Below are 21165 nucleotides of genomic sequence, written 5' to 3' on the forward strand. Positions count from 1 at the left end.
AACCACCGCCCGGAGCAGGGCGTTCGGCGCGCCGGCCGGCCCTGACCGTACGGTGCCGGGGCGGTCGCGAACGGGGGCGCCCCGCCGGAAGCCCGCCCTCGGCAACCGCGTCCGGGAGGAGACGAAGGGGGCGGGCACCGATGCGGACGACGAAACCGGAATCCGACGCCGTTCCCGACGCAGACACCGTTCCCGACGCCCCCGACGCTGACGCCCCCGATGCCGACGCCGACACCGTTCCCGACGCCGACACCGTTCCGGACACCGACGCCGGCATCGAGCTCCGGGAGGGTGCACAGGGCCCCGACGCCGTCCCGGGCACCGCCCCGGGCGCCGTCCCGGGCCCCCAGGGTCCGGGCGGCGGTCGGTGGACAACCGGCCGCCGAGGCCGCCGAGGGGTGGAGGGAGGCGCTCAACAGATGCACCGCCGTCAGGTAGGCCCCAGCAGTCGCCGCATCGCCTCGGCGGCCCGCACGGCGGCGTCACCGCAGCAGTTGTTGAACAGCACGTGCACCTGTTCGGTACCCGCGGCGAGCGCCCGCAACCGGGGAAGCCAGGAGGCGAGTTCGTCGTCGCGGTACGCGTACCGGAACCGTTCCTCCTTGCTGCCGGTGCCCCACGCGGTGCTGCGTCCGTGGAACCGTACGACGGACAGCCGCGGCGAGGTGACGCACGTGACGGGCGGTACCGACGACGGCAGTCCCGACGCCATGTCGACGGCGACCGCCGCCATTCCGTAGCGGGCGAGCAGTGCGCGGGTCGCGTCCGCCCGCTCCTCGTGCCACCACGCGGGGTGCCGGAACTCGACGGCGACCTGCCACCCTTCCGTCCGCCGCGCGGTGCGGGCCAGCACCTCCTCGGCCCGCGCCCCCGGCCGGAACCACGGCGGGAACTGGAACAGCACGCTCCCCAGGCGCCCCGCCCGCCGCAACGGTGCCAGCCCCGCGGCGAACCGCGCCCACACCTCGTCCAGCACCCCGGGGTCACGGGCGTCGGCCGGTATTCCGTCCGGCAGCACCGCACTTCGCGTGGGGTGCCCGGTCAGCAGCGAGAACGCCTTCACGTCGAAGACGAACCCGTCCCCCGTCCGCTCCACCCACAGCGCGCTGTTCCGCTCGCGGGGCAGGGCGTAGTACGTGGCATCGACCTCCACGACGGGGAACCGCCCGGCGTAGTACCGCAGCCGCCCCTCGGCGTCCCGTCGCCCCGGCGGGTACCAACCGCTGCGCACCAGCATCGGATCGGCCCACGAGCACGTGCCCACGAGGATGTCACCCATGCCGCGCCGGTTACCCGCACGCGGCACACTCAGCCCGACGGACGGCAGCCGCCGGACAGCCCCGGGGGAAACGGGGGGTCAGCGGAGCTTGGCCTCCTGCGCCTCGATGACGGCGGCCGGCTGCCCGAACTTCTCACCCCGCGAAATCGCGGCGATGTTGAAGGAGGAGAAACCGGCGAGCGTGGCGCCCTGCCGGAAGACGACGACCTTGGTGTCGGCCGCACTGCCGCCCTGCTTCGTCCCGACCGTCCAGGCGACAGCCTCTTGCCCTGCGGACAGCTTCTCCTCCGTCACCTTGGTGACCTGCTGCTTCTCCTCGTCGGCGGTCATGGTGAAGCCTCCCGCGCACGCCTTGCCGGCCTTCCGCAGGGCGGCGAGCGCCCGTGCGGCGCCGTCACCGTCGTAGGACCACAGCGAAGTCATCGTCTTGGTGATGTCCAGCGAGTCGAGGGCGGCGTCCCCGGCCTCCTTCTCCGTCATGCCGGCCAGCTTGTCCGTCGAGGGCATGCCCTTCTCGGCCTCCGCCGGCTTGTGGACGACGAGCCGCTGCACGCGGGACACCGGCTTCCCCACCGGCAGGGACGACAGCACCTGCGCGACGGGCTCGCACGCCGCCTTCCCCGCAGAGACCGAACCCGGCGCGAATACGTCATCCTTGCCGGGCTTCTCCACCTGGTGCCCCTTCACGTCGCCCTGGGCGATCACGCGCTCGCCCAGCTCCGCGGCGCTGAGCGCCTTGACCGCCGCCTTGCCCGGCGCGGACCCGCCCTTGCCCTCCTTGCCCGCGTCGCCCCCGTCGCCCTGCGCGCCGGCACCGCACGCGGTGACCGACAGCGCGAGGGACACCGCGGAAGCGGTCAGGACGGTACGACGAATGACGGCGACTCGCACTGTGCGTCTCCCTGTGCTCCACGCCCCGCGCCCGGAAGCGGCGCGGGGTCGACGCAGACAAGACCCGCCTGCCTCGCACGGGGTTGCGCACCGGGCCGGCATCATCTTGATCACAGAAGGCATGTCAGAGGCACCGGCTATGGTCCGCCCCCATGGCAAACGTCGAACTCAACGCGTGCACCGAGGACTTCGAGGAACTGATCCGCCACATCGAGGACACCGGCGAGCGACTGACCGTCACGGACGACGGCGAGCCGGCGGGCGTTCTCCTCCCGGCGGCGGAACTCGCCGAACTGGAACACTTCGCACAACGGGCCGCCCAGCGCGGCCCGAGACCCTGGACGCCCACCACGCGCGAAAGCCCCCTCGGCCCAGTCCAGCAGGGCCCCTACACCCGTTACGCGCACCCCGACGGAGTGCGGATGACATTCACCCGGGACCGCGCGGTCGTGGCCGAACTGCGTTCCGTCGAGGAAATCGACTGGCTCCAGGACAAGGCGAGTTCCGTCCGCCAGGGCTACATGGATCCCAAACAGGCAGCCGCCTTCGAGGTGTTCCTCGCCTGGCAGCGCCCGATCGGCGACGGCATAGCGTGGATCGCCGACGACTGGAAGGAACAGCACCCCTTCCGCATCCTCGAATTCCTCAAGGGCCCGTCCCCCGAGGAAGCCGCCCTCGCCTACGGAGCCGACCCCCAGGACATCACCGACGGCCTCCGCCTCCACCAGGTATGGGGAAAAGACGAGAACGAGGACACCGACGACTTCTTCGACGTGATCGCCTTCGGCGAGGCGGACGGCTGGACATGGCTCGGCTACCACGAATTCGACTTCGCCTTCTTCCGCGCCTTCGACCCGCCTCCCTCCGAGCACATCACCCTGACCGGGACCATGGCGAAGGGCATCTACGACTTCTCCTACGAGAAGGACGGCGTGTACCAGAACCCCTTCCCGGCCGAGTACGGCGAACAACCGCGCCGGGACATGTACGAAATCCCCTGGTACACCCCGGGCGAGCCCCCCTTCCACCCGGAAGCACCCCTGTCCTTCCTCAACCCGCACCTCCGCCGCGCGGAGGAGCAGACCGACTGGACGGGCAGCGTCCCCCTCTTCTTCGCCGCCCTGGAACGAGCATTCGCCCTCGACCTCCCCCGCGAAGCCCTCACCACAGGCAACGTCCGCTGCGCCCGGCTGCGCAACGGATGAGCGGAACACGATTCCTGCCCTCAACCGCCCCCGCCCGCATCACCGCAGGACTCGACCTCCCGCACCTTCGCATCGGTGCCCACGACGAAGTTGTGCGCCTGAAGGGGTTTCGCGACGGCATCCGGCATCGATCCCTCCTTGAGGGAGGTCTGCGTACGCCTCCACTCCCGCCCGCGGGTGTCGACGAAATGCATCGCGACAGGACCCCAGACACCGTCCCCGGAGGAGACGTTGAGCGGCTCTGTCCCCGCTTCCTGCACCGCCCCGAGTTCCAGCGCGGACTGCGGGTACGTGATGTGGGTGCAGGGCGGTATGTCGTGCAGCGACAGAACCCACGTCTCTTCCGACAGCTCCTCGTCATCGGCACTCTTCGTGACGACGCGCAGCGCGACCTGCGCCGCGGGAACCGGGTCGGGGGACCTGTTCAGTACGTGCAGAGCCGCTGAGCCGACACCGCGTGAGGGGACCGTGTCCGTGGCACCCCGTTCGAGCGCCGACCCGCCGCCACCCCAGTACGTCACTTTCGATGCCTGATCACGCACCCGGCGGACGCTGTCGTCCCTCGACTGGGACAGCTGGTCCCGCGCCGTCTGCTGGGCCCAGTACGACGCCACGGCCTGGGCCCACAGCCCGCCGACCGCCGCGACGGCGGCCAGCGCGGTCCCGGTGACCGTGATCCCGTGCGCCCACCCGACCCGCCGCCAAGCCCCCCGCCCTCTGGCCGCCCCGGCCCCGGAGGGCGCCGCGGACGACTCCTCCCGCACCCGTACCCGTACGCGCCCCGGCGCCGGCCGCCGCCGCGCAACCCGTAACCGACGCCCCCTCCGCGCTGCGTCCCCCACCACCACTCCTCCCCCGTCAGCCTCGCCCCCTGTGTCCTGCGCCCACCGGACACCTGGCAAACCCCCACCGCTCAGACCGCCGCCTCCACCGGGCTGGAGCACCCCGGTCCGGCCTGCCGAAAGACCCTGAACCAGGACCGCACTCGCCCGCGCGCGGCCATCGCGACTTGCCAACCCGCCGGCACGAAACTGTGGGCACCGAATGAGAACTCGCTGACGCTGAGCGGCGATCCGGAAGCGGGCAACAACCCCCGAGCCCAGACCCGGGGGTTCTCATCGGAGCGGGCGACGGGAATCGAACCCGCGCTCTGAGCCTGGGAACCGCGGGGGTGAACGGTCGGCATAGGCCCCGACCTGTACGAACACTGCTTGGCCAGGCACTCAGTGTGTTGCGGTGTCCGCCGCCGACCGCGGCTGTCCGGTCGTTCTGGCCTGCATCTGGCACGGGGCAGGTGCTACAGGTCGTCGGGCAGAAGCCGAAAGGCATGATTGCCGGTGAGTGGAGTGACGGTTCTGAAGTCTCGGCGGTCGAGGGTGAGGATGGTCTCGGTGTCGTATGCCTCGGCCAGGACGACGTTCACCGCGTCGGTAAGGTCGAGGCGCAGTGCTGCGTAGCGGTTCTGGACCGTACGCGCTTTGCGCAGCGTGTCGGCGGACAGCTCAGGGATGGTCAAGCGCCCGGTGCTTTCCTGGGCCAGTAGCCAGTCGTTCACCACGTGTGCAGCCTTGCGGTCGACGTTGCGCGTGGTGATGTGTTCAATCTCCAGGATCACCAGCGGTGATACCACGGTGAGCGCTGCTTGGCGCATCGCGGTGCGAGCGGCTTCGTGCTCGGGGTCCGCGGCGTTGAGGGCTGCCACCAGGCCGGACGTGTCGCCTACGACGATCACTCTGCGTCCGCCACGCCGTCCGAGACCGCTCGGTCAATCTCCTCGGCGGTGACCGGACCGCCGAAGTCCAGACTCGGGATGTCCCAGTCCTCGTCCCAGCGCCGACTGCGCAGCGCCGCGAGATGGAACGCCTCCCGGAAGTACTCCGACTCCGGCCGGCCCTCCCGCGCTGCCGCTTCCTTGATCAGCGCGAGGTCCTCCTCGTCGACCATGACAGTGGTCTTCTTCAAAGCCATATGGTTATGGTACCTCAGCCATATCCCTGAGGTGGTGCGTAGCAGTGATGAGGGGCTGGCGCCTGGTGCTCGTCGTTGCTCTCGACGGTGACCGTCCGGCCGCGGTTTTGTCTCCGCTCACTCGTACATGGATTGGCCAGTGCTGCGACCAGGTCCAGACCACGGGCCGTGTGTGTCGTCCGCGTCGAGTGTCTCGACGTGGTGCTTCGGCTTTGCGCTCGCCTCGCCGGTCTCCGCCAGCCGCGCTCATCTAGCAGCACCACGACGACGAACGGCAGACGCAGGTGGCCTCCGGACCGGACGGGCGCGCACGTGCCGAGCGCAGAAAGACCCCGCACGACGACGGCGACGAAAATTTCCGCACGGATCTGGCACGAGATGGCTGAACTAGTCCTGACAACAAACAAGACCCAGGTCGCTGACCTGGGTCTTCGTCGTGGAGCGGGCGACGGGAATCGAACCCGCGCTCTGAGCTTGGGAATCACGGGGCTCTTGGGCGCTGTCACCCTGCTGACCTGGCGCTTCGTGAGCTTGGGCTCGTCGGGCACGCTCGCGGGGAACCCCTCGTTTACCGTGGCTGTCCGGCCTTACGGGCACGGCACGGGCACGCTCCTCCTTCACTTCTTACGGCGCTTGCGAGGCTGCTTCTTTCGCCTCTCGATCGTGTACGACGACCACTCGCCACGATGCCGGTAGCAGCGAGAAGCGTTGACCATCGCCAAGTTCCTGCATCGAGTGCCCTTCTCGGTGATCGCGCCACACCTCGACTGAGTGCCCACTGCTTGCCACCTCCTGAGTCCGCATCCCATGCCAGCCTGAGGCACGGCCAACTCTGGCGGGGAGGCGCGCACCGGTTGCATGGGGAGCTGTGAGGGGGCGCTCTCCTCCTGAGCAACATCTGTTTACAGCCGTAGGGGAGGTTGGGAGGAAAACGTCCACACCAGCCGCTGTCGCCTAGCGCCCATCGAGTCATGCAGGTCAGAGTAAAAAGGTATGCCCCGTCTGATTTTTCTTCTAGTATTGGGATTCTGAGTCTAGGAGTGGCACTGGTGAGGAATTTCCGAAAAAAGACTGCGAGCGTCGAAGAAAAATTCGCGAAATACGTGATGGATGTGTTGCAGAAATCGGGCGTAGAGGAGGTTGATGAGCAGGTTTTGGAAAAGGCGGCCACTGGATCTGTTGAAAGTTTCGCGGAGAAGATGGGGCTGCAGGTCGCAGAGCACGTCCTGCGCGATAGGCGGACCTATCGCGTGAATCATAAACTGGATGAGGGGTTCAATAAGCGCCTCCGGCGGAGGTATGATGCGGCGTTCAAGGCTTTCACTATTTCCACAGCCTGTGCCCGTGAGGCTGGAGAATCGATAGCCTTGAAGTCATCAAAGTCTCTTAGTGCTGATGGGACGGCCGCATTTGAGGCATTGGTCCGCATCCACGCTAAGTCCTGTCGCGTTGCGGGGGAGGTTCTTGCACTCCTTAAGAACGGCTTCCCTGAAGGAGCCCTTGCGCGATGCAGAACTCTTCACGAAATGGCAGTGGTGGCTGGAGCCATCGGCGACTCTGTAGACGATGTTGATAACTCTGACCTTGCGGCTCGCTACCTTGACCACGAAGTGGTCACCCAAAGGCGCAGCGCTCTCCAGTACCAGAAAGATCACAGGTTCTTGGGCATGGAACCGCTCGATCAAAACTTCCTCGATCTGATTGAGCGTCGATATAATGCCGCGATCTCCAAGTATGGCAAAGACTTCAAAGGGGAATACGGTTGGGCGAAGAAGTATTGCCCCAATGATAATCTTCGCGGGCCCGAAGAGAAAGTGCAGATGGGGCATATGCGCGGCTACTATCAAATGGCTAGCAATGAAGTGCATTCAGGGGCAAGGGGGCTTTCTCTTAATTCGTCGGAATTCAGGGGAGAGCTGCTGATGCGGGTCGGAAAGACAAACGTCGGCCTGGAGGTTCCTGCCTCAATGGCTCTCAACTCGCTGTATCAGACGACTGTCATGCTCTTGATTAAAGGGCTGCCTCAAGGGGCTGACCTCACAAGCTTGGTCACCATGAAGGCCCTGGATGAAGTGAGGGGTCGTGCTGCTCAACTTTTTCTGGACGTCTCTCTTGCAATTGAGAGAGATGAAGAAAGGTTTGGCGGGAAGCGTAATTCGTGAATTGGGGTGCGGCTCCCCTAGTAGGGCGGGAGATCGGCTATGAGGCTGGAGTTGTTTTAGGGGAGAGAGGGCCAGCGGATCGTGTTGCCTGCTCGCCTGCCAGTAATCCCGATGTGGGCCCCTGGTTCTGGCGTGCTGTTCAGACCTCAAGTGGGGAAAGTCAGCCACGACGGCGGGGAAGGTGCCTGAGCGCCTGCAAGTGGGTCCCTCGGCCACCCACCGTCGTCAGCTACGTTTCCAACGCTTATGTCTTGGACCCGCAGACGCCTCTGCGCAGCCTCAGCCAGCCACCCCGGCGATGGCGTGACCGGCCCGCGGGCAGCGACGAAACCGGGCGCCGCGCCACGGACCTCTTCGGTATGCCGTGCCCAGCCGTACAGAACTGGTCGACCTCCTACGCCTGATCGCGCTCCTGGAGTCCTGCATCCGCAGGTGGATTGCCGTTTCGGGCTGCGCGCTGAGCGGGCCGGGGGTGGCGCGGAGCGGGGCGGAGACAGGAGCGGGCGGCGGCCGCGGGCCGCCAGCGCGCGCGGCCCGCGTCAGCGGGCCGCCTTGAAGTCGTAGAGAAAGTTGTTACGCACGCCCGTGGTGAGCTGGCGGGCAGACTATCGGGCTGACTGTCCAAGTGGCCTGGGTGCTGCGCTGCTTGAGTGTGAGGGTGTGCGGTCTGCCTTGTTCGAGGTCGTGGGCTGCTGCTGGTTGGCCGTGGTCGAGCCATGTGCGGGCTCGGCGGTAGGGGCTTCGTCCAGGGTGGTTGCGATCATCATGAGGCTGATGCGTATCCATCGCAGGGCTTCGCGTGGGCTGTAGGCGTCGTAGGTGCCGATGCGGCGTTCGTTGACGTAGCACTCGCAGTAGTAGATCCGTACCGGCGGCTGCGGTCGCTCGCTCATGTCATCGACCTCGGGGCCGGGAGTGCGACGCGAGCCCTTCGCGTTGAGGGCTTGGCCGGCGCCTGGTGCTGGTCGTTGATCTCGACGGTGACCGTTCGGCCGTAGTCGTCTCCGCTCACCTGTACGCGGTTGGCCAGTGCTGCGACCAGGCCCAGACCCCGGCCGTGGGTGTCGTCCTCGTCCGGTGTCTCGACGTGGGGTTCCGTCTCGCCTCCGCCGGTGTCGGTGACCGCCAAGACGACGGTGCCGGGTGACCGGTGCAAGGAGATGTGGAAGCTCCCGTTGGGGCCGCCGCTCGCCGAGTGGACCAGTGCGTTCGAGCCCAGCTCGCTCACGATCAAGGCGGCGTCTTCCCCGCATGAGCTGTCGCGCAGCACGTCCCGGGTCCAGCGGCGGACTCGGCCGACCTCTTCGGGGAGTCCTGGACAGGTGAGTTCCCAGATCCGTTCCGTACTCATATACTCGTGCATACAAGTTCCTTCGTGCTGGTGGCCGCTATGGATAGTGGGTGTGTGCTAGACGAGTCGCACGCCGTCGTGGGCCCGGACAGCCGGCGGGGATGCCGCGTCGAGCGCGTCCAGGACGCGGACCGCGTATGCCTCGTCGGCGAGCTGGGTGACCTCTTCGCGGGTGGCCCAGCGAAGCGCGTAGGTCTCCTTGCCCGTCGTCGGGGAGCCGTCGACCGCTTCGCAGCGGAAGACCAGGGAGACGATCAGGCCGGTCATGTTCTTGTAGACGCCCGTGAGGGTCGCCGGGAGGGCGATCTTCATGCCGGTCTCTTCGAGGACCTCGCGCTGGAGCGCGTCCGGGATCGTCTCCGCGGGCTCCAGCACGCCGCCGGGCGGCTCCCATTGGCCGTTGTCGCGGCGCTGGATGAGCAGCGCTCGGCCCGCGTCGTCCACGATGACGCCGGCGACGCTCACGGAGTGGGGGCGTTCTGCGGTGCTCACGTTTCTCGGGTCCCCTCGGATGGCTAGGCTTCACCACCGTAGCAACGGAACTCAGCAGCTCGTCTAGATATCTAAAGGAGCACAGTCGATGGTGGCTCTTTCCTCCGGCCTCCTCGGGGCGCTGGATCCCACCAGTGACCGAGCGGTCTTCCGGCAGATCGCCGACCGGATCCGTGAGGCCATCGACAAGGGCCGCTTCAAGGAAGGCGCCAAGCTGCCCTCCGAGTCGGAACTGGTCGAGCACTTCGGGGTGTCCCGGATGACCGTCCGCAACGCGCTCTCCCTCCTCCAGAGCGAGGGACTGGTCACCGCGGAGCACGGCAAAGGCGTCTTCGTCCGGCCCCGGCCCCCTGTGCGCCGGCTCGCCTCCGACCGGTTCGCCCGGCGTTACCGCGACCAAGGGAAGTCGGCGTTCACGGTGGAGGCGGAAGCCGCCGGGAGCAAGCCCGAGGTGGACAGCCTGGAGGTCAAGGAAGAGAAGCCGGCACCGGACATCTCCGCGCGTCTCGGCTCGCCCCGCAAGGTTCTTGCCCGTCGGCGCCGCTACCTGCTCGGCGGACGCCCGGTCGAGTTCGCCGTCTCCTACATCCCTCTCGACCTGGCGCGCGGCACACAGATCGCCGAGCCGAATCCGGGTCCTGGCGGCATCTACGCCCGGCTGGAAGAACTCGGTCACCGCCTGGACCACTTCGACGAAGAGGTCCGCGCCCGGATGCCCTCCCCGGCCGAAGTGAAAACGCTCCGCCTCTCCTCCGGCGTACCGGTGATCAGTCTGTTCCGGACCGCGTACGACACCGAGGGGCGAGCGGTGGAAGTCTGCGACACCGTCATGGCCGCCGACGCCTACGTACTGGCCTACCAACTCCCCGCCGACTAGGGCAGGTCGGACTCGGTTCCGAAGCGGTCGGCGCCACCGTTCTCGGGACGCAACGCAACAGGCATGGGGACACGTAACCGCCCCGACGACAAACCCGACAACAAACAAGACCCAGGTCGCTGACCTGGGTCTTCGTCGTGGAGCGGGCGACGGGAATCGAACCCGCGCTCTGAGCTTGGGAAGCTCATGTTCTACCATTAAACTACGCCCGCGAGGAGTCAGCGGAGAGGGCTGGCTCTTCGAGTGGATACTGTACCGCATGGGAGACCCCGGCCGCAGATGGCCTGGGTCTTTTGTCGTTGTGGGGGTGGGAGGGGGGTTGAGGGGGCGTACGGTAGGGGCGGAGTGCCGCTCGTGAGGGCGCCGGATCCATCCCCTAACGTGGCTTTTGTCGTCCACGCATCCATGTGACTGGGGAGAGGGAAGCGATGGAATCCACGGTCGTCCGGTGTGCCGAGGGGCATGTGTTCAGCACCTCGACGTTCCCGATGCAGCATCTGGGGTCCTCCCGGATCGGGCCAGGGCGGCTCCTGCGGTGTCCCCGGTGCGGGCGGCTGCGGCAGGCGGTGCCCGTGGGACGTCCGCGCCAGGGCTAGCGCCGGGCAGTGGGCAAGGTGAGCGGGGCTCCGCAGCTTCGGGCGGCCGGAAACAGTCGTCGGTGAGGGAGCTCCGCAGCGTCACAGGGGCCGGTCCGATTGGGCCGGCCCCGCCTCGTGCGCGTAGTCTCGGGCCGTGCTTCTCTCAGACAAGGACATCCGGGCCGAGATCGACGCCGGCAGGGTGCGGATCGACCCGTTCGATCCGGCCATGGTGCAGCCCTCCAGTATCGACGTACGGCTGGACCGGTTCTTCCGGGTGTTCGAGAACCACCGCTATCCGCACATCGACCCCGCGGTGGAGCAGCCCGATCTGACGCGGCTGATCGAGGCGGAGGGGGACGAGCCGTTCATCCTGCACCCCGGGGAGTTCGTGCTGGCCTCCACGTACGAGGTGATCTCGCTGCCCGAGGACGTGGCGTCGCGGCTGGAGGGGAAGAGCTCGCTGGGGCGGCTCGGGCTGCTGACGCACTCGACGGCCGGGTTCATCGACCCGGGGTTCTCCGGTCATGTGACGCTGGAGCTGTCGAACGTCGCGACGCTGCCCATGAAGCTGTGGCCCGGCATGAAGATCGGCCAGCTGTGCATGTTCCGGCTGACGTCCCCGGCCGAGCACCCGTACGGATCGCCGCAGTACGGTTCCCGCTATCAGGACCAGCGCGGGCCGACCCCCTCCCGCTCGTATCTGAACTTCCACCGGACCCAGGTCTGAGACCGGGACCAGCTGACCGCCGGCGAGCAAGCGAGAGAGATTCCTGTGAGTGACGAGCGCGAGAACCTGACGTACACCCTCTTCGGACAGGCCATTCGTGAGCTGGCGCAGAGCGTGGCCGACGACGGATACGAACCGGACATCATCCTGTCCATCGCCCGTGGCGGCCTCTTCGTGGCCGGCGGGCTCGGGTACGCGCTCGACGTGAAGAACCTGCATGTCATGAATGTGGAGTTCTATACCGGTGTGGGTGAAACGCTCGCCATGCCCGTCATGCTGCCGCCTGTCCCGAATGTCGTCGACCTGAGCCGTAAGAAGGTGCTCATCGCCGACGACGTCGCCGACACCGGCAAGACCCTCAAGCTCGTGCAGGACTTCTGCGCCGAGCACGTGGCGGAAGCGCGCAGCGCGGTCATCTACGAGAAGTCGCAGTCCCTGGTGAAGTGCGACTACGTCTGGAAGCGGACCGATCAGTGGATCAACTTCCCGTGGTCCGTCGAGCCGCCCGTCGTGCGGCGTGAGGGACAGGTGCTGGACGCCTGACGAAGCGGAACAGCTTCAGCGGGCGCTGCGTGGCACACCGTGGTTCGGTGCTGCGGGACATGTCCGGTCATCGCACGCTTGATGCCGGTTACGCGGGGGCGGAAGGGCGTCGGCCGGCCGTTCCGGCGGCCTCTTCCCGGGCATTTCTTCCGGGCTCTCCGTGAACTTTTCCGTCGGCCCGGCCATCGGACTCCTCGGTACCGAAGATCGGTCCCGTCGTGTCGGGGGCTCCCATCGGGGATGGGATGCCCACCGCCGCACCCCTACGCGCCGGGCCGCCACCGAGGCGTGACCGGTCCGCGCGTGACCGGAATCGGCGCGTGATCGGGGCCGGCAGGGAGCCGGGGGTCGGCGTGTAGCCGGGGTCGGCGCCGGGGCAGGGGCGCAGGCAGTGCGCACGCCCGGAACGCGGCCCGCACGTCGTCGGGCGTGCACGCGACGCACGTACGCAGAAGGAGCACGTATGCGCGGAATCAAGCGCGCCGCCATTGTCGGCGCCGGCCTCATAGCCTTCTCCGGTGTCGCCGCCGGAGCCGCACAGGCTCTGCCCGACCCGCACGCGTACATGGTGGGCGACACCTACAAGGAGCCCAGCAAGGAGGCATGCGAGAAGGACGGCAACACCTGGTGGGGCGTCAATGAGTTCTCCTGCCTCGGCCCCAACGCCGACGGTTCGTGGACGTTCCGGATCGACTCGCTCAGCCAGTGCCCCGGCCCGCCCTCGCTTCGTAGCGCTTCCGCTTCGGACGGCTACTCCGTGAAGGGTTGCTGAGAACCCCTCCGAGCTGACCGGCCCGGAACCCGTCCGGGCCGCCCGGGCGGCCCGGACGGGGCTGTACGTCGCGGCAACGCCGGCTTCTGCTGGGTGCCTGAGCCCTTCCGCTGTCCCTCCGCGACCCCCGTTCGCGCTCCGTCCGTGAGCGCGTGCGGGGGTTCCGGCTGTCGTGCTGGTGATGATCGGATCCGGTGGGGCGGGCCCGGCCTGTGAAAACCCCCTCGCGGCGGTCAGCTGTCGGGTGGGAGGGTGGCCGGCCGTGTGGTTCGCGCGCCCCCGAGCATGCGCACCCGCGCGTACCACCCGTACCCCCGTACGCCGCGCCACCCTCCTCTCCCCCTGTCTCCCCCGCGCTCCCTTGGCGACTCGCGCCCTCGGGTGCGAGCCGCTTGGAGCGGTCCCCCCCCGTCGGTCCCGCTCCTGTGTCAGCGTCGTCGCTCCGGGCCGTCCGGGCCTCCACCTGTGGGCGGATCCGGGTCGGTCGCTCGGGCGAGGGGACGCCTCCGGCGGAGGAGCCGCCCCTGCCTCCCGGCACGGCTCCGGCCCTTGACCCGCCGCCCTCACGCGGGCCGCGCCCGGCGCCCTCACGCAGTCAGGGCCGCTGCCCGCACGCCGACCGGGCTCCGCCCAGGCGCCGGAGTACTACGAATGAAGCCGGGGTCTCAACTCCTGGCCGGAATTCTCCCGTTGGGCGGGACGGGGAGGTTTGGCCGCTGTGGGGGGATCCTGGCGCGGGTGGTTCCCTTTTTCTCTACCTGCGGGTAAGAACCGGCGGTAACAACCGCAGATGCCGGCCGTAGGGAGATCACCTGATGGCGCGTTCGAGACCCGCGACAGCGCTCGCGGCAGCTCTGGTCATGGTGTTGGGAGGGGCGGGCGCGGCCATCGCCGCGCCCGGCGGTGCGCAGGCGACGACGGGCGTGCAGGCGAAGGCGGGCGCGCAGGCGCGGGTCGCGCCGCTGCCGCCCGAGTTGGAGAAGATCCGGGCGCAGGAGGCGGAGAAGCTCTACGGCAGTCCGGACGCCCCGGCGATGGGGGAGCGCAAGACGAGCGTCATCTCGCTGGGGGACAGCGAGATCTCCGGCGAGGGTGTGGGCACCTACGAGCCGGGGACGAACGGGCCGGACAACTGGTGTCACCGGTCGCCCGACGCGGCCGTGCACCGTACGGGCATCGGCGTGGACGTGTCGTACAACGTCGCCTGCTCCGGTGCGAGCACCGAGAACGTGCGGATCGGCGGGACGAAGCAGTACGCCGACGAACTGGTGCAGAGCGACAGTCTCGCCATCAAGGCGCGCAACACGCGGCTGAAGCAGATCGAGCTGGTCGTCGGGGCGAACGACGACCTCCAGTTCGGGCCGGTGATGACCGACTGCGTGACCCGGTATCTGACGCTCCAGGGCCGCTGCGAGCCCAAGTACGACCCCGGCTGGGACGCGCGGATCGCCGGGCTGGTGCCGAAGGTGGAGCGCACCGTCGAGGACCTGCGGACGGTGATGCGGGACGCCGGGTACGCGGACGGCGACTACCAGTTGGTGGTCATGGGGTATCCGAGCCCGATCGGTCCCGACGTCGAGGACAACCCGGACTTCCCCGGGAAGCTGGTCGGCGGCTGCGTGGGCTACACCAGCGACTCCGCGTGGGGCCGGAACGTGGCGGTGCCGAAGTTCGAGGCGGGCATCCGTGAGGCCGCGCGGCGGACGGGGGCGAGCTATCTGGACGCCTCGCGGCTGTTCCACGGGCACGAGGTGTGCATGGAGAACACCTGGGCGCGGGGGCTGTACGTGGATCTGAGCAATCCGTTCCCGCCGGACTCCAACTCGGTGCGCCAGTCCTTCCACCCGAACGAGCGCGGCCACGGCGCTTTCGCGACCTGCTTCACGAGGATGTACCAGGCCGGGCTGAAGGGGGTCCGGGAGGCGTCCTGCGCCGACCCGCAGGGCGCGGGGAAGCCCAAGCTGTACGAGCTGGCCTGGGACGACGTCTTCAATCGGCTGCGCAACGCGGACACCGGCACGTGTCTGGACGCGGACGGCGGAAAGAGCGCCGTCGGCACCGACGTACGGGGCTGGACGTGCAAGCCGGGGCAGCGCAACCAGCTGTGGTGGTACGACGCGGAGGGCCGGAGCCTGTACGCGGGGCAGACCCATGACCGGTGCGTGCAGAGCGAGGGCGCGGTGCAGGCCGGGGCCGGGCTGGAGCTGGGCAACTGCTCGGACGCCGCGGGGCAGCGCTTCGTGCGGCAGGGCGACACCCTGCGGCCGGCCTCCGACACCGGGCTGTGCGTGACGCTGCCGGGGCTGGAGGACAGGGCGCGGCTGGCCGCGTGTAACGGGTCGGACGCGCAGCGCTTCACCGCCTGAGCGCTCCCGGGCACGCCTGTGCCCCCGGTGCCGGGAGTGTGCCGGGCACCGGGGGCACAGGGCCGGGGCTACAGCGTGCCCAGCTTGATCAGGAAGAGCAGGGCCAGCAGTTGGATGGCGGAGGCACCCAGGGCGCGGGGCCAGGGCAGGTCGTGGGAGCGGCTGACCATCGAGGTGAACAGGAAGCCGGCGAGCGCCCAGGTCGCCCAGCCGAGGATCTGCACCACCGGGTTGGTGCCGCCCAGGAAGAGGGCGAACAGCAGCCGGGGCGCGTCCGTCAGCGACATGATCAGCATGGCCAGGCCGACGGTGGGCTGCCACGCACCGTCACCGCCGAACTGGCGGGCCAGCGTGTGGGTGACGGCACCCAGGATCAGCCCCGCGATCACCACGGCGACACCGGTGATGAGGACGTACGGGATCGCCTGCGAGAACGGCGAGTTGATCACGTCCTCGCGGGCTTCGTCGAGGCCGAAGACAGCGAGCAGCCCGTAGATGAACGTGACGATGAGGGCGGGGCCCCACACCGTGTAGTCGCGCATCTGCCAGAACGTGGCGTTGGGCCGCAGGACGACACCGGTCAGCAGATGCTTCCAGTGGAGCCGCGGGCCGGGGGGCGGCGCCGGGGCGTTGCCGACGTGGTAATTGCCGCCGTCCTGGTAGCCGTAGTCGTCCGGGCCGCCGTCGTGCGGGCCGGGGGCGCCGTACGGGTCGTGGATGCTGAACGCCTGCGTGTGACCGGGGTTGTTGGCGTGCGGGTCCTGGCCGTGCCAGCCCTGCGGCCCGGGGTTGTGTCCGCCGGGGCCGCCGGCCGGCGCGCCGTAGGGCGGCCCGGGGGGCGCGCCGTGCGGGTCGCCGAAGTATTCGGGCTCGCCGGGTCCTGGCGGTCCGGCCTGCCAGCCGCCGGGTGCGGGCCCGCCGGGGCCCGGCCCGCCGCCCGGGCCGGGGCCCTGTTGCGGGTACGGCGGACCCGAGGGGTGCTGAGGGTACTGCCCATACTGCTGCGCGCCCCGGGAGTCCCGGCCGCGACCGCTCCTGAAACCAGCCACGTCATCGAACGTACCGTGTCGCGGCGACCTTGTGCGCCATGGCCGGGTGGGATGGCCTGACATCGCTGCTGAGCTGTGACATCCCTTAGGGGGTCCCGGTGGGGTTGCCTCCACCCCGGGGTGGAGGCAACCCCACCCCGGTGGTGACTCCGGCCCGCGGCGCCGGGTGCCGGGTCCGGTCCTGTACCGGTCAGCGGCGCGGGCCCGGCGGGGCGGGGCGGCAGGCGGTGTCGGCGGCGGGGAGGCGGACCGCGAAGGTGACGACGGAGCCCTTGCCGGCGGCTTCGGCCACCGAGAGCCGGTCGGTCACCAGTTTGGCCAGCCACAGCCCGCGTCCGCTGGGGGCGCCGTCGAGGCCGGGGAGCAGTTCGGGGATGACGTCCTCGGAGAAACCGGGGCCCGAGTCGGCGACCTGGCACTCCAGCTCGTGGCCGAGGTTGCGCAGGACGAGCTGGCCGCCGCCGCCCGCGTGCTCGACGGCGTTGGTGGCCACCGCGTCGACCGCGACGACGAACTCGCCGCGGCGCGGTTCGCCGAGCCCGGCCGAGGCGGCGCGTGCCTCCACCTCGGCGCGGAGCCGGGGCAGGTCACGCAGGGTGAAGCGCAGGCGGCACAGCAGTTCGGGGCTCAGCATGTGCGGCCTTCCTTCCGCTCGCGGGGGAGGCGGGCGGTCGCGCCCGCGTGGGGGCCCGCGGCCCGGTCGTGCTGGGCCGGTCCGTCCTTGGCCCTGTGGCCCGGGGCCGCGCGGTCCGCCACCTGGTGCTCCTCCTCGCGTACCTGCTGTGCTGCTGTTGTGCCGTGCACGCTGTGCCGCTGTCCGGCTGTGCTGCTGATGCGCCGTGCTGCTGCGTCGTCTGCTGTGCCGTTGTGCCGACCTCACGGGACAGTACGTACGGGACTGCCGGGGCGAGCCGCGGCGTCACGTCCCGCGCCCGGCCGGGCGCGCGCCCTCCCGGGCGGCGTTCCGTGCCGCTGTCGTGCTGTGCCGTGCGCGGAAGCGTGTGTAGGGAGGCTAGGCCCGGCACGCGGCAATGGGTATACCGCGACAGCGGTTTGGCCCGTGTGGTGTTCCAACTGATCGCATTTGACCACGCGGTGCCGTAAAACGCGCAACGGCCGGTCCCGTGGCGTACGGGACCGGCCGTTGGGGATGACGGCAGCGTGCGGGCTACTGCGCGGGCTCGGGCTCCGGCTCGGGGTCCTTCGCCGTGACGCCGTCGTCGGCCGGCGGGTCGGCCGGCGGCGTCTTGACGGAGTCGAGCAGGAGCTGCGCCACGTCCACGACCTGGAGACTCTCCTTGGCCTTGCCGTCGTTCTTCTTGCCGTTGACCGAGTCGGTCAACATGACGAGGCAGAACGGGCAGGCCGTCGAGACGATGTCGGGATCGAGGCTGAGGGCTTCGTCCACGCGCTCGTTGTTGATGCGCTTGCCGATGCGCTCCTCCATCCACATCCGCGCGCCGCCGGCGCCGCAGCAGAAGCCGCGTTCCTTGTGGCGGTGCATCTCCTCGTTGCGCAGGCCGGGGACGCGGCCGATGATCTCGCGCGGCGGCGTGTAGACCTTGTTGTGGCGGCCCAGGTAGCACGGGTCGTGGTAGGTGATCAGCCCGTCGACCGGGGTGACCGGCACCAGCTTGCCCTCGTCGATCAGGTGCTGGAGCAGCTGGGTGTGGTGGATGACCTCGTAGTGGCCGCCCAGCTGCGGGTACTCGTTGGCGAGCGTGTTGAAGCAGTGCGGGCAGGTGGCGACGATCTTCTTGGTGGCCTTCGGCTTCCGGGTGGCCGGGTCCTCGTCGTCCTCGCCCCAGGCGGCGTTCAGCGTGCCGACGTTCTCCTCGCCCAGCTGCTGGAAGAGGAACTCGTTGCCCAGGCGGCGGGCCGAGTCACCGGTGCACTTCTCGTCCCCGCCCATGATCGCGAAATTGACGCCCGCGATGTGCAGCAGCTCCGCGAAGGCCTTGGTGGTCTTCTTGGCGCGGTCCTCCAGGGCGCCGGCGCAGCCGACCCAGTAGAGGTAGTCGACCTCGGTGAGGTCCTCGACCGTCTTGCCGACGACGGGGACCTGGATGCCGGTCTCCTTCTCCAGCTCCTTGGTCCACTCCAGGCGCTGCTTCTTGGCCAGGCCCCAGGGGTTGCCCTTCTTCTCCAGGTTCTTGAGCATCGTCCCGGCCTCGGACGGGAACGCGGACTCGATCATGACCTGGTAGCGGCGCATGTCGACGATGTGGTCGACGTGCTCGATGTCGACGGGGCACTGCTCGACGCAGGCGCCGCAGGTGGTGCAGGACCACAGCACGTCCGGGTCGATGACGCCGTTCTCCTCGGCGGTGCCCACCAGCGGGCGCTCGGCCTCGGCCAGCGCGGCCTGCGGGACGCCCTTGAGCTGCTCCTCGGTGGCCTTCTCCTCGCCCTCCATGGTCTTGCCGCCGCCGGCCAGCAGATAGGGGGCCTTGGCGTGGGCGTGGTCCCGCAGCGACATGATCAGCAGCTTCGGGGAGAGCGGCTTGCCGGTGTTCCAGGCCGGGCACTGGGACTGGCAGCGACCGCACTCGGTGCAGGTGGAGAAGTCGAGGATGCCCTTCCAGGAGAAGTCCTCGACCTGGGAGGCGCCGAAGCGGACCTCTTCCTCGTTGTCGTCGTCCAGCGCGGTCTCGAAGTCGATCTCCTTGCCGCCGGACATCATCGGCTGCAGGGCGCCGAGCGCGGTGCCGCCCGCGGCGTCCCGCTTGAACCAGATGTTGAAGAACGCCAGGAAGCGGTGCCAGGCCACACCCATGTTGGTGTTGAGGCTGACGGTGATCATCCAGATCATCGTCGTGCCCAGCTTGATGAGGGCCCACAGGTAGACGTGGTTCTGGAGCGTGCCGGTGCTCAGCCCGTCGAAGGCCGCGGTCAGCGGGTAGGAGACGAAGTACGCCGGACCGTAGCCGTCCACGTGGTGGAGGGCGCCCTCCAGGCCGCGCAGCATCAGGATGGCGACGCCGATGACGAGGATGACGTACTCGACGAAGTAGCCCTGCCACATCTTCGAGCCGGTGAACCGGGACTTGCGGCCGGCGCGGGAGGGCAGGCTCAGCAGCCGGATCGCCATGAGCACCAGGATGCCGACGGTGGTGGCGGCGCCGATGAACTCGATGTACATCTCGTACGGCAGCCAGCCGCCGATGACGGGCAGCGTCCAGTCGGCCCGGAAGAGCTGGCCGTAGGCGTTGATGATGGTCGGCGCCAGGGTGAGGAAGCCGATCGCCACGAACCAGTGGGCGATGCCGACCACGCCCCACCGGTTCATCCTCGTGTGACCGAGGAACTCCTTGACGAGGGTGGCCGTTCGCTGCTTGGGACTGTCCTTCCGCATACCCGCGGGGAGCGGCTGGCCCAGCTTCACGAAGCGGTAGATCTGCGCTACCGCGCGGGCGATGAGCGCAATGCCGACCGCGGTGAGCACCAGCGTGACGACGATCGCGGCGAGTTGCATAACGGCTCCTCGGAGCACGGAGGCATTTACTAAGCAGTAACTTATCCAGTCCGTATGAGACTACCCACTTGTCGTGGATGGCTGTACCGCGTCCCCCGGTGATTTGCGTCGCCCCTCCGCCCGGCGGGCGTGGTGCCTGCGCCGCCGGGGGCCGGCCCGAGGCCGTGCCCTCCGCCCTCTTCCTGTCCGCCGCCGACCATGCGCGGACCGTAATCACAGAGGTTGAGTCGGCGAGACTCAGGCTTCTTGACGCTATGGGGCCAGTGATGCACTCTTGAGTCAGCTTCACTCAAGCAAGACAGACAGCTACAGGCAGCTGGAGGAAACAGACATGGCTCGTGCGGTCGGCATCGACCTGGGTACGACGAACTCCGTCGTCAGTGTTCTCGAGGGCGGTGAGCCCACCGTCATCACCAATGCCGAGGGCGCCAGGACCACGCCGTCCGTCGTGGCCTTCGCGAAGAACGGTGAGGTGCTCGTCGGTGAGGTGGCCAAGCGCCAGGCCGTCACCAACGTCGACCGGACCATCCGGTCGGTCAAGCGCCACATGGGTACCGACTGGAAGATCGGTATCGACGAGAAGCAGTTCAACCCGCAGCAGATCAGCGCCTTCGTGCTGCAGAAGCTGAAGCGGGACGCCGAGTCGTACCTGGGCGAGAAGGTCACCGACGCCGTCATCACCGTCCCGGCGTACTTCAACGACGCGGAGCGCCAGGCCACCAAGGAGGCCGGCGAGATCGCGGGCCTCAACGTGCTGCGGATCGTCAACGAGCCGACCGCCGCCGCTCTGGCCTACGGCCTGGAGAAGGAGGACCAGACGATTCTGGTCTTCGACCTCGGTGGCGGTACGTTCGACGTCTCGCTGCTGGAGATCGGCGACGGCGTGGTCGAGGTGAAGGCCACCAACGGTGACAACCACCTCGGTGGTGACGACTGGGACCAGCGCATCGTCGACTACCTGGTCAAGCAGTTCCAGTCCGGTCACGGTGTGGACCTGTCCAAGGACAAGATGGCCCTCCAGCGGCTGCGCGAGGCCGCGGAGAAGGCGAAGATCGAGCTGTCCTCGTCCACCGAGACGACGATCAACCTGCCGTACATCACGGCGTCCGCCGAGGGCCCGCTGCACCTGGACGAGAAGCTCACCCGCGCCCAGTTCCAGCAGCTGACCCAGGACCTGCTGGAGCGCTGCAAGACCCCGTTCAATAACGTGATCAAGGACGCGGGCATCCAGCTCGGCGAGATCGACCACGTGGTGCTCGTCGGCGGTTCCACCCGTATGCCCGCCGTCGCGGAGCTCGTCAAGGAGCTGACCGGCGGCAAGGAGGCCAACAAGGGTGTGAACCCGGACGAGGTCGTGGCCATCGGTGCCAGCCTCCAGGCGGGTGTGCTCAAGGGTGAGGTCAAGGACGTCCTGCTGCTGGACGTGA

General features: G+C 68.6%; 18 protein-coding genes and 1 tRNA gene. 8 read left to right on the forward strand and 11 right to left on the reverse strand.

The window, feature by feature from the left end; all coding sequences use genetic code 11:
- Positions 1 to 430: 430 nt before the first annotated feature.
- On the reverse strand, positions 431 to 1279 hold the full coding sequence (locus IO40_RS0101770) for a DUF72 domain-containing protein (RefSeq protein ID WP_031174734.1): 849 nt from the start codon (positions 1277 to 1279) through the stop codon (positions 431 to 433).
- Between the two features lie 78 nt (positions 1280 to 1357).
- On the reverse strand, positions 1358 to 2170 hold the full coding sequence (locus IO40_RS0101775) for a hypothetical protein (protein WP_031174735.1): 813 nt from the start codon (positions 2168 to 2170) through the stop codon (positions 1358 to 1360).
- A gap of 152 nt (positions 2171 to 2322) precedes the next feature.
- Here IO40_RS0101775 and IO40_RS0101780 point away from each other — a divergent pair, with 152 nt between their 5' ends.
- A complete protein-coding gene (locus IO40_RS0101780) occupies positions 2323 to 3375 on the forward strand; it encodes a type II toxin-antitoxin system prevent-host-death family antitoxin (RefSeq protein WP_031174736.1) in 1053 nt (350 codons plus the stop codon).
- Positions 3376 to 3395: 20 nt separating this feature from the next.
- Here IO40_RS0101780 and IO40_RS0101785 read toward each other — a convergent pair whose 3' ends face one another.
- The 3 genes from IO40_RS0101785 to IO40_RS0101795 form a co-directional block, all read right to left on the reverse strand.
- The gene (locus IO40_RS0101785; RefSeq protein WP_030409163.1) at positions 3396 to 4139 is read right to left on the reverse strand and encodes a hypothetical protein; all 744 of its coding nucleotides are present in this window, start codon (positions 4137 to 4139) and stop codon (positions 3396 to 3398) included.
- Positions 4140 to 4672: 533 nt separating this feature from the next.
- Complete coding sequence (locus IO40_RS0101790; protein ID WP_016471938.1) at positions 4673 to 5107, reverse strand: PIN domain-containing protein; 435 nt, start codon at positions 5105 to 5107, stop codon at positions 4673 to 4675.
- Positions 5104 to 5343, reverse strand: coding sequence for a ribbon-helix-helix protein, CopG family (locus tag IO40_RS0101795; protein WP_016471937.1), 240 nt, complete (start codon positions 5341 to 5343; stop codon positions 5104 to 5106). The genes IO40_RS0101790 and IO40_RS0101795 overlap by 4 nt, the downstream gene beginning before the upstream one ends.
- Positions 5344 to 6392: 1049 nt before the next feature.
- On the opposite strand from IO40_RS0101795, the gene IO40_RS37465 reads away from it, so the two are divergent.
- A complete protein-coding gene (locus tag IO40_RS37465) occupies positions 6393 to 7505 on the forward strand; it encodes a DUF5677 domain-containing protein (RefSeq protein WP_137016945.1) in 1113 nt (370 codons plus the stop codon).
- A gap of 889 nt (positions 7506 to 8394) precedes the next feature.
- On the opposite strand, the gene IO40_RS0101805 is transcribed toward IO40_RS37465, so the two are convergent.
- Together IO40_RS0101805 and IO40_RS0101810 are read right to left on the reverse strand one after the other, a co-directional pair.
- Positions 8395 to 8868 (reverse strand): ATP-binding protein, encoded by a 474-nt coding sequence (locus IO40_RS0101805; RefSeq protein ID WP_031174737.1) that lies wholly within the window; start codon positions 8866 to 8868, stop codon positions 8395 to 8397.
- Positions 8869 to 8913: 45 nt separating this feature from the next.
- Entirely contained in the window at positions 8914 to 9321 is a 408-nt protein-coding gene (locus tag IO40_RS0101810) for an NUDIX hydrolase (RefSeq protein WP_031174738.1), read from the reverse strand.
- Positions 9322 to 9436: 115 nt separating this feature from the next.
- On the opposite strand from IO40_RS0101810, the gene IO40_RS0101815 reads away from it, so the two are divergent.
- Positions 9437 to 10225, forward strand: a complete 789-nt coding sequence (locus IO40_RS0101815; RefSeq protein WP_031174739.1) for a GntR family transcriptional regulator — start codon at positions 9437 to 9439, stop codon at positions 10223 to 10225.
- Positions 10226 to 10363: 138 nt separating this feature from the next.
- Here IO40_RS0101815 and IO40_RS0101820 read toward each other — a convergent pair.
- Positions 10364 to 10437: transfer RNA gene (locus tag IO40_RS0101820), tRNA-Gly, on the reverse strand.
- A 520-nt stretch (positions 10438 to 10957) separates the two neighbouring features.
- Between IO40_RS0101820 and dcd the strand changes: the two genes are divergently transcribed.
- The 4 genes from dcd to IO40_RS0101845 all read left to right on the forward strand — a co-directional run bounded on the left by dcd (position 10958) and on the right by IO40_RS0101845 (position 15214).
- A complete protein-coding gene (gene dcd, locus IO40_RS0101830) occupies positions 10958 to 11533 on the forward strand; it encodes a dCTP deaminase (protein ID WP_016471931.1) in 576 nt (191 codons plus the stop codon).
- Positions 11534 to 11578: 45 nt separating this feature from the next.
- Positions 11579 to 12076 carry a phosphoribosyltransferase gene (locus IO40_RS0101835; RefSeq protein WP_016471930.1) on the forward strand — a complete coding sequence of 166 codons (498 nt, stop codon included), beginning with the start codon at positions 11579 to 11581 and terminating at the stop codon, positions 12074 to 12076.
- 463 nt (positions 12077 to 12539) lie between these two features.
- Entirely contained in the window at positions 12540 to 12848 is a 309-nt protein-coding gene (locus tag IO40_RS0101840) for a hypothetical protein (protein WP_016471929.1), read from the forward strand.
- A gap of 815 nt (positions 12849 to 13663) precedes the next feature.
- On the forward strand, positions 13664 to 15214 hold the full coding sequence (locus IO40_RS0101845) for a ricin-type beta-trefoil lectin domain protein (protein WP_031174740.1): 1551 nt from the start codon (positions 13664 to 13666) through the stop codon (positions 15212 to 15214).
- A gap of 68 nt (positions 15215 to 15282) precedes the next feature.
- On the opposite strand, the gene IO40_RS0101850 is transcribed toward IO40_RS0101845, so the two are convergent.
- From IO40_RS0101850 to IO40_RS0101865, 3 genes are all read right to left on the reverse strand, one after another.
- Complete coding sequence (locus tag IO40_RS0101850) at positions 15283 to 16263, reverse strand: Yip1 family protein (protein WP_016471927.1); 981 nt, start codon at positions 16261 to 16263, stop codon at positions 15283 to 15285.
- Positions 16264 to 16453: 190 nt separating this feature from the next.
- Positions 16454 to 16897 carry an ATP-binding protein gene (locus tag IO40_RS0101855; protein WP_016471926.1) on the reverse strand — a complete coding sequence of 148 codons (444 nt, stop codon included), beginning with the start codon at positions 16895 to 16897 and terminating at the stop codon, positions 16454 to 16456.
- A gap of 534 nt (positions 16898 to 17431) precedes the next feature.
- Complete coding sequence (locus IO40_RS0101865; protein ID WP_031174741.1) at positions 17432 to 19738, reverse strand: (Fe-S)-binding protein; 2307 nt, start codon at positions 19736 to 19738, stop codon at positions 17432 to 17434.
- Positions 19739 to 20069: 331 nt separating this feature from the next.
- Between IO40_RS0101865 and IO40_RS0101870 the strand changes: the two genes are divergently transcribed.
- Positions 20070 to 21165 (forward strand): Hsp70 family protein (locus IO40_RS0101870; RefSeq protein WP_030409154.1); only part of this gene is annotated, 1096 nt, incomplete at its 3' end.

The organism is Streptomyces albus subsp. albus, from assembly GCF_000725885.1.
Taxonomy (GTDB): Bacteria; Actinomycetota; Actinomycetes; order Streptomycetales; family Streptomycetaceae; genus Streptomyces; species Streptomyces albus.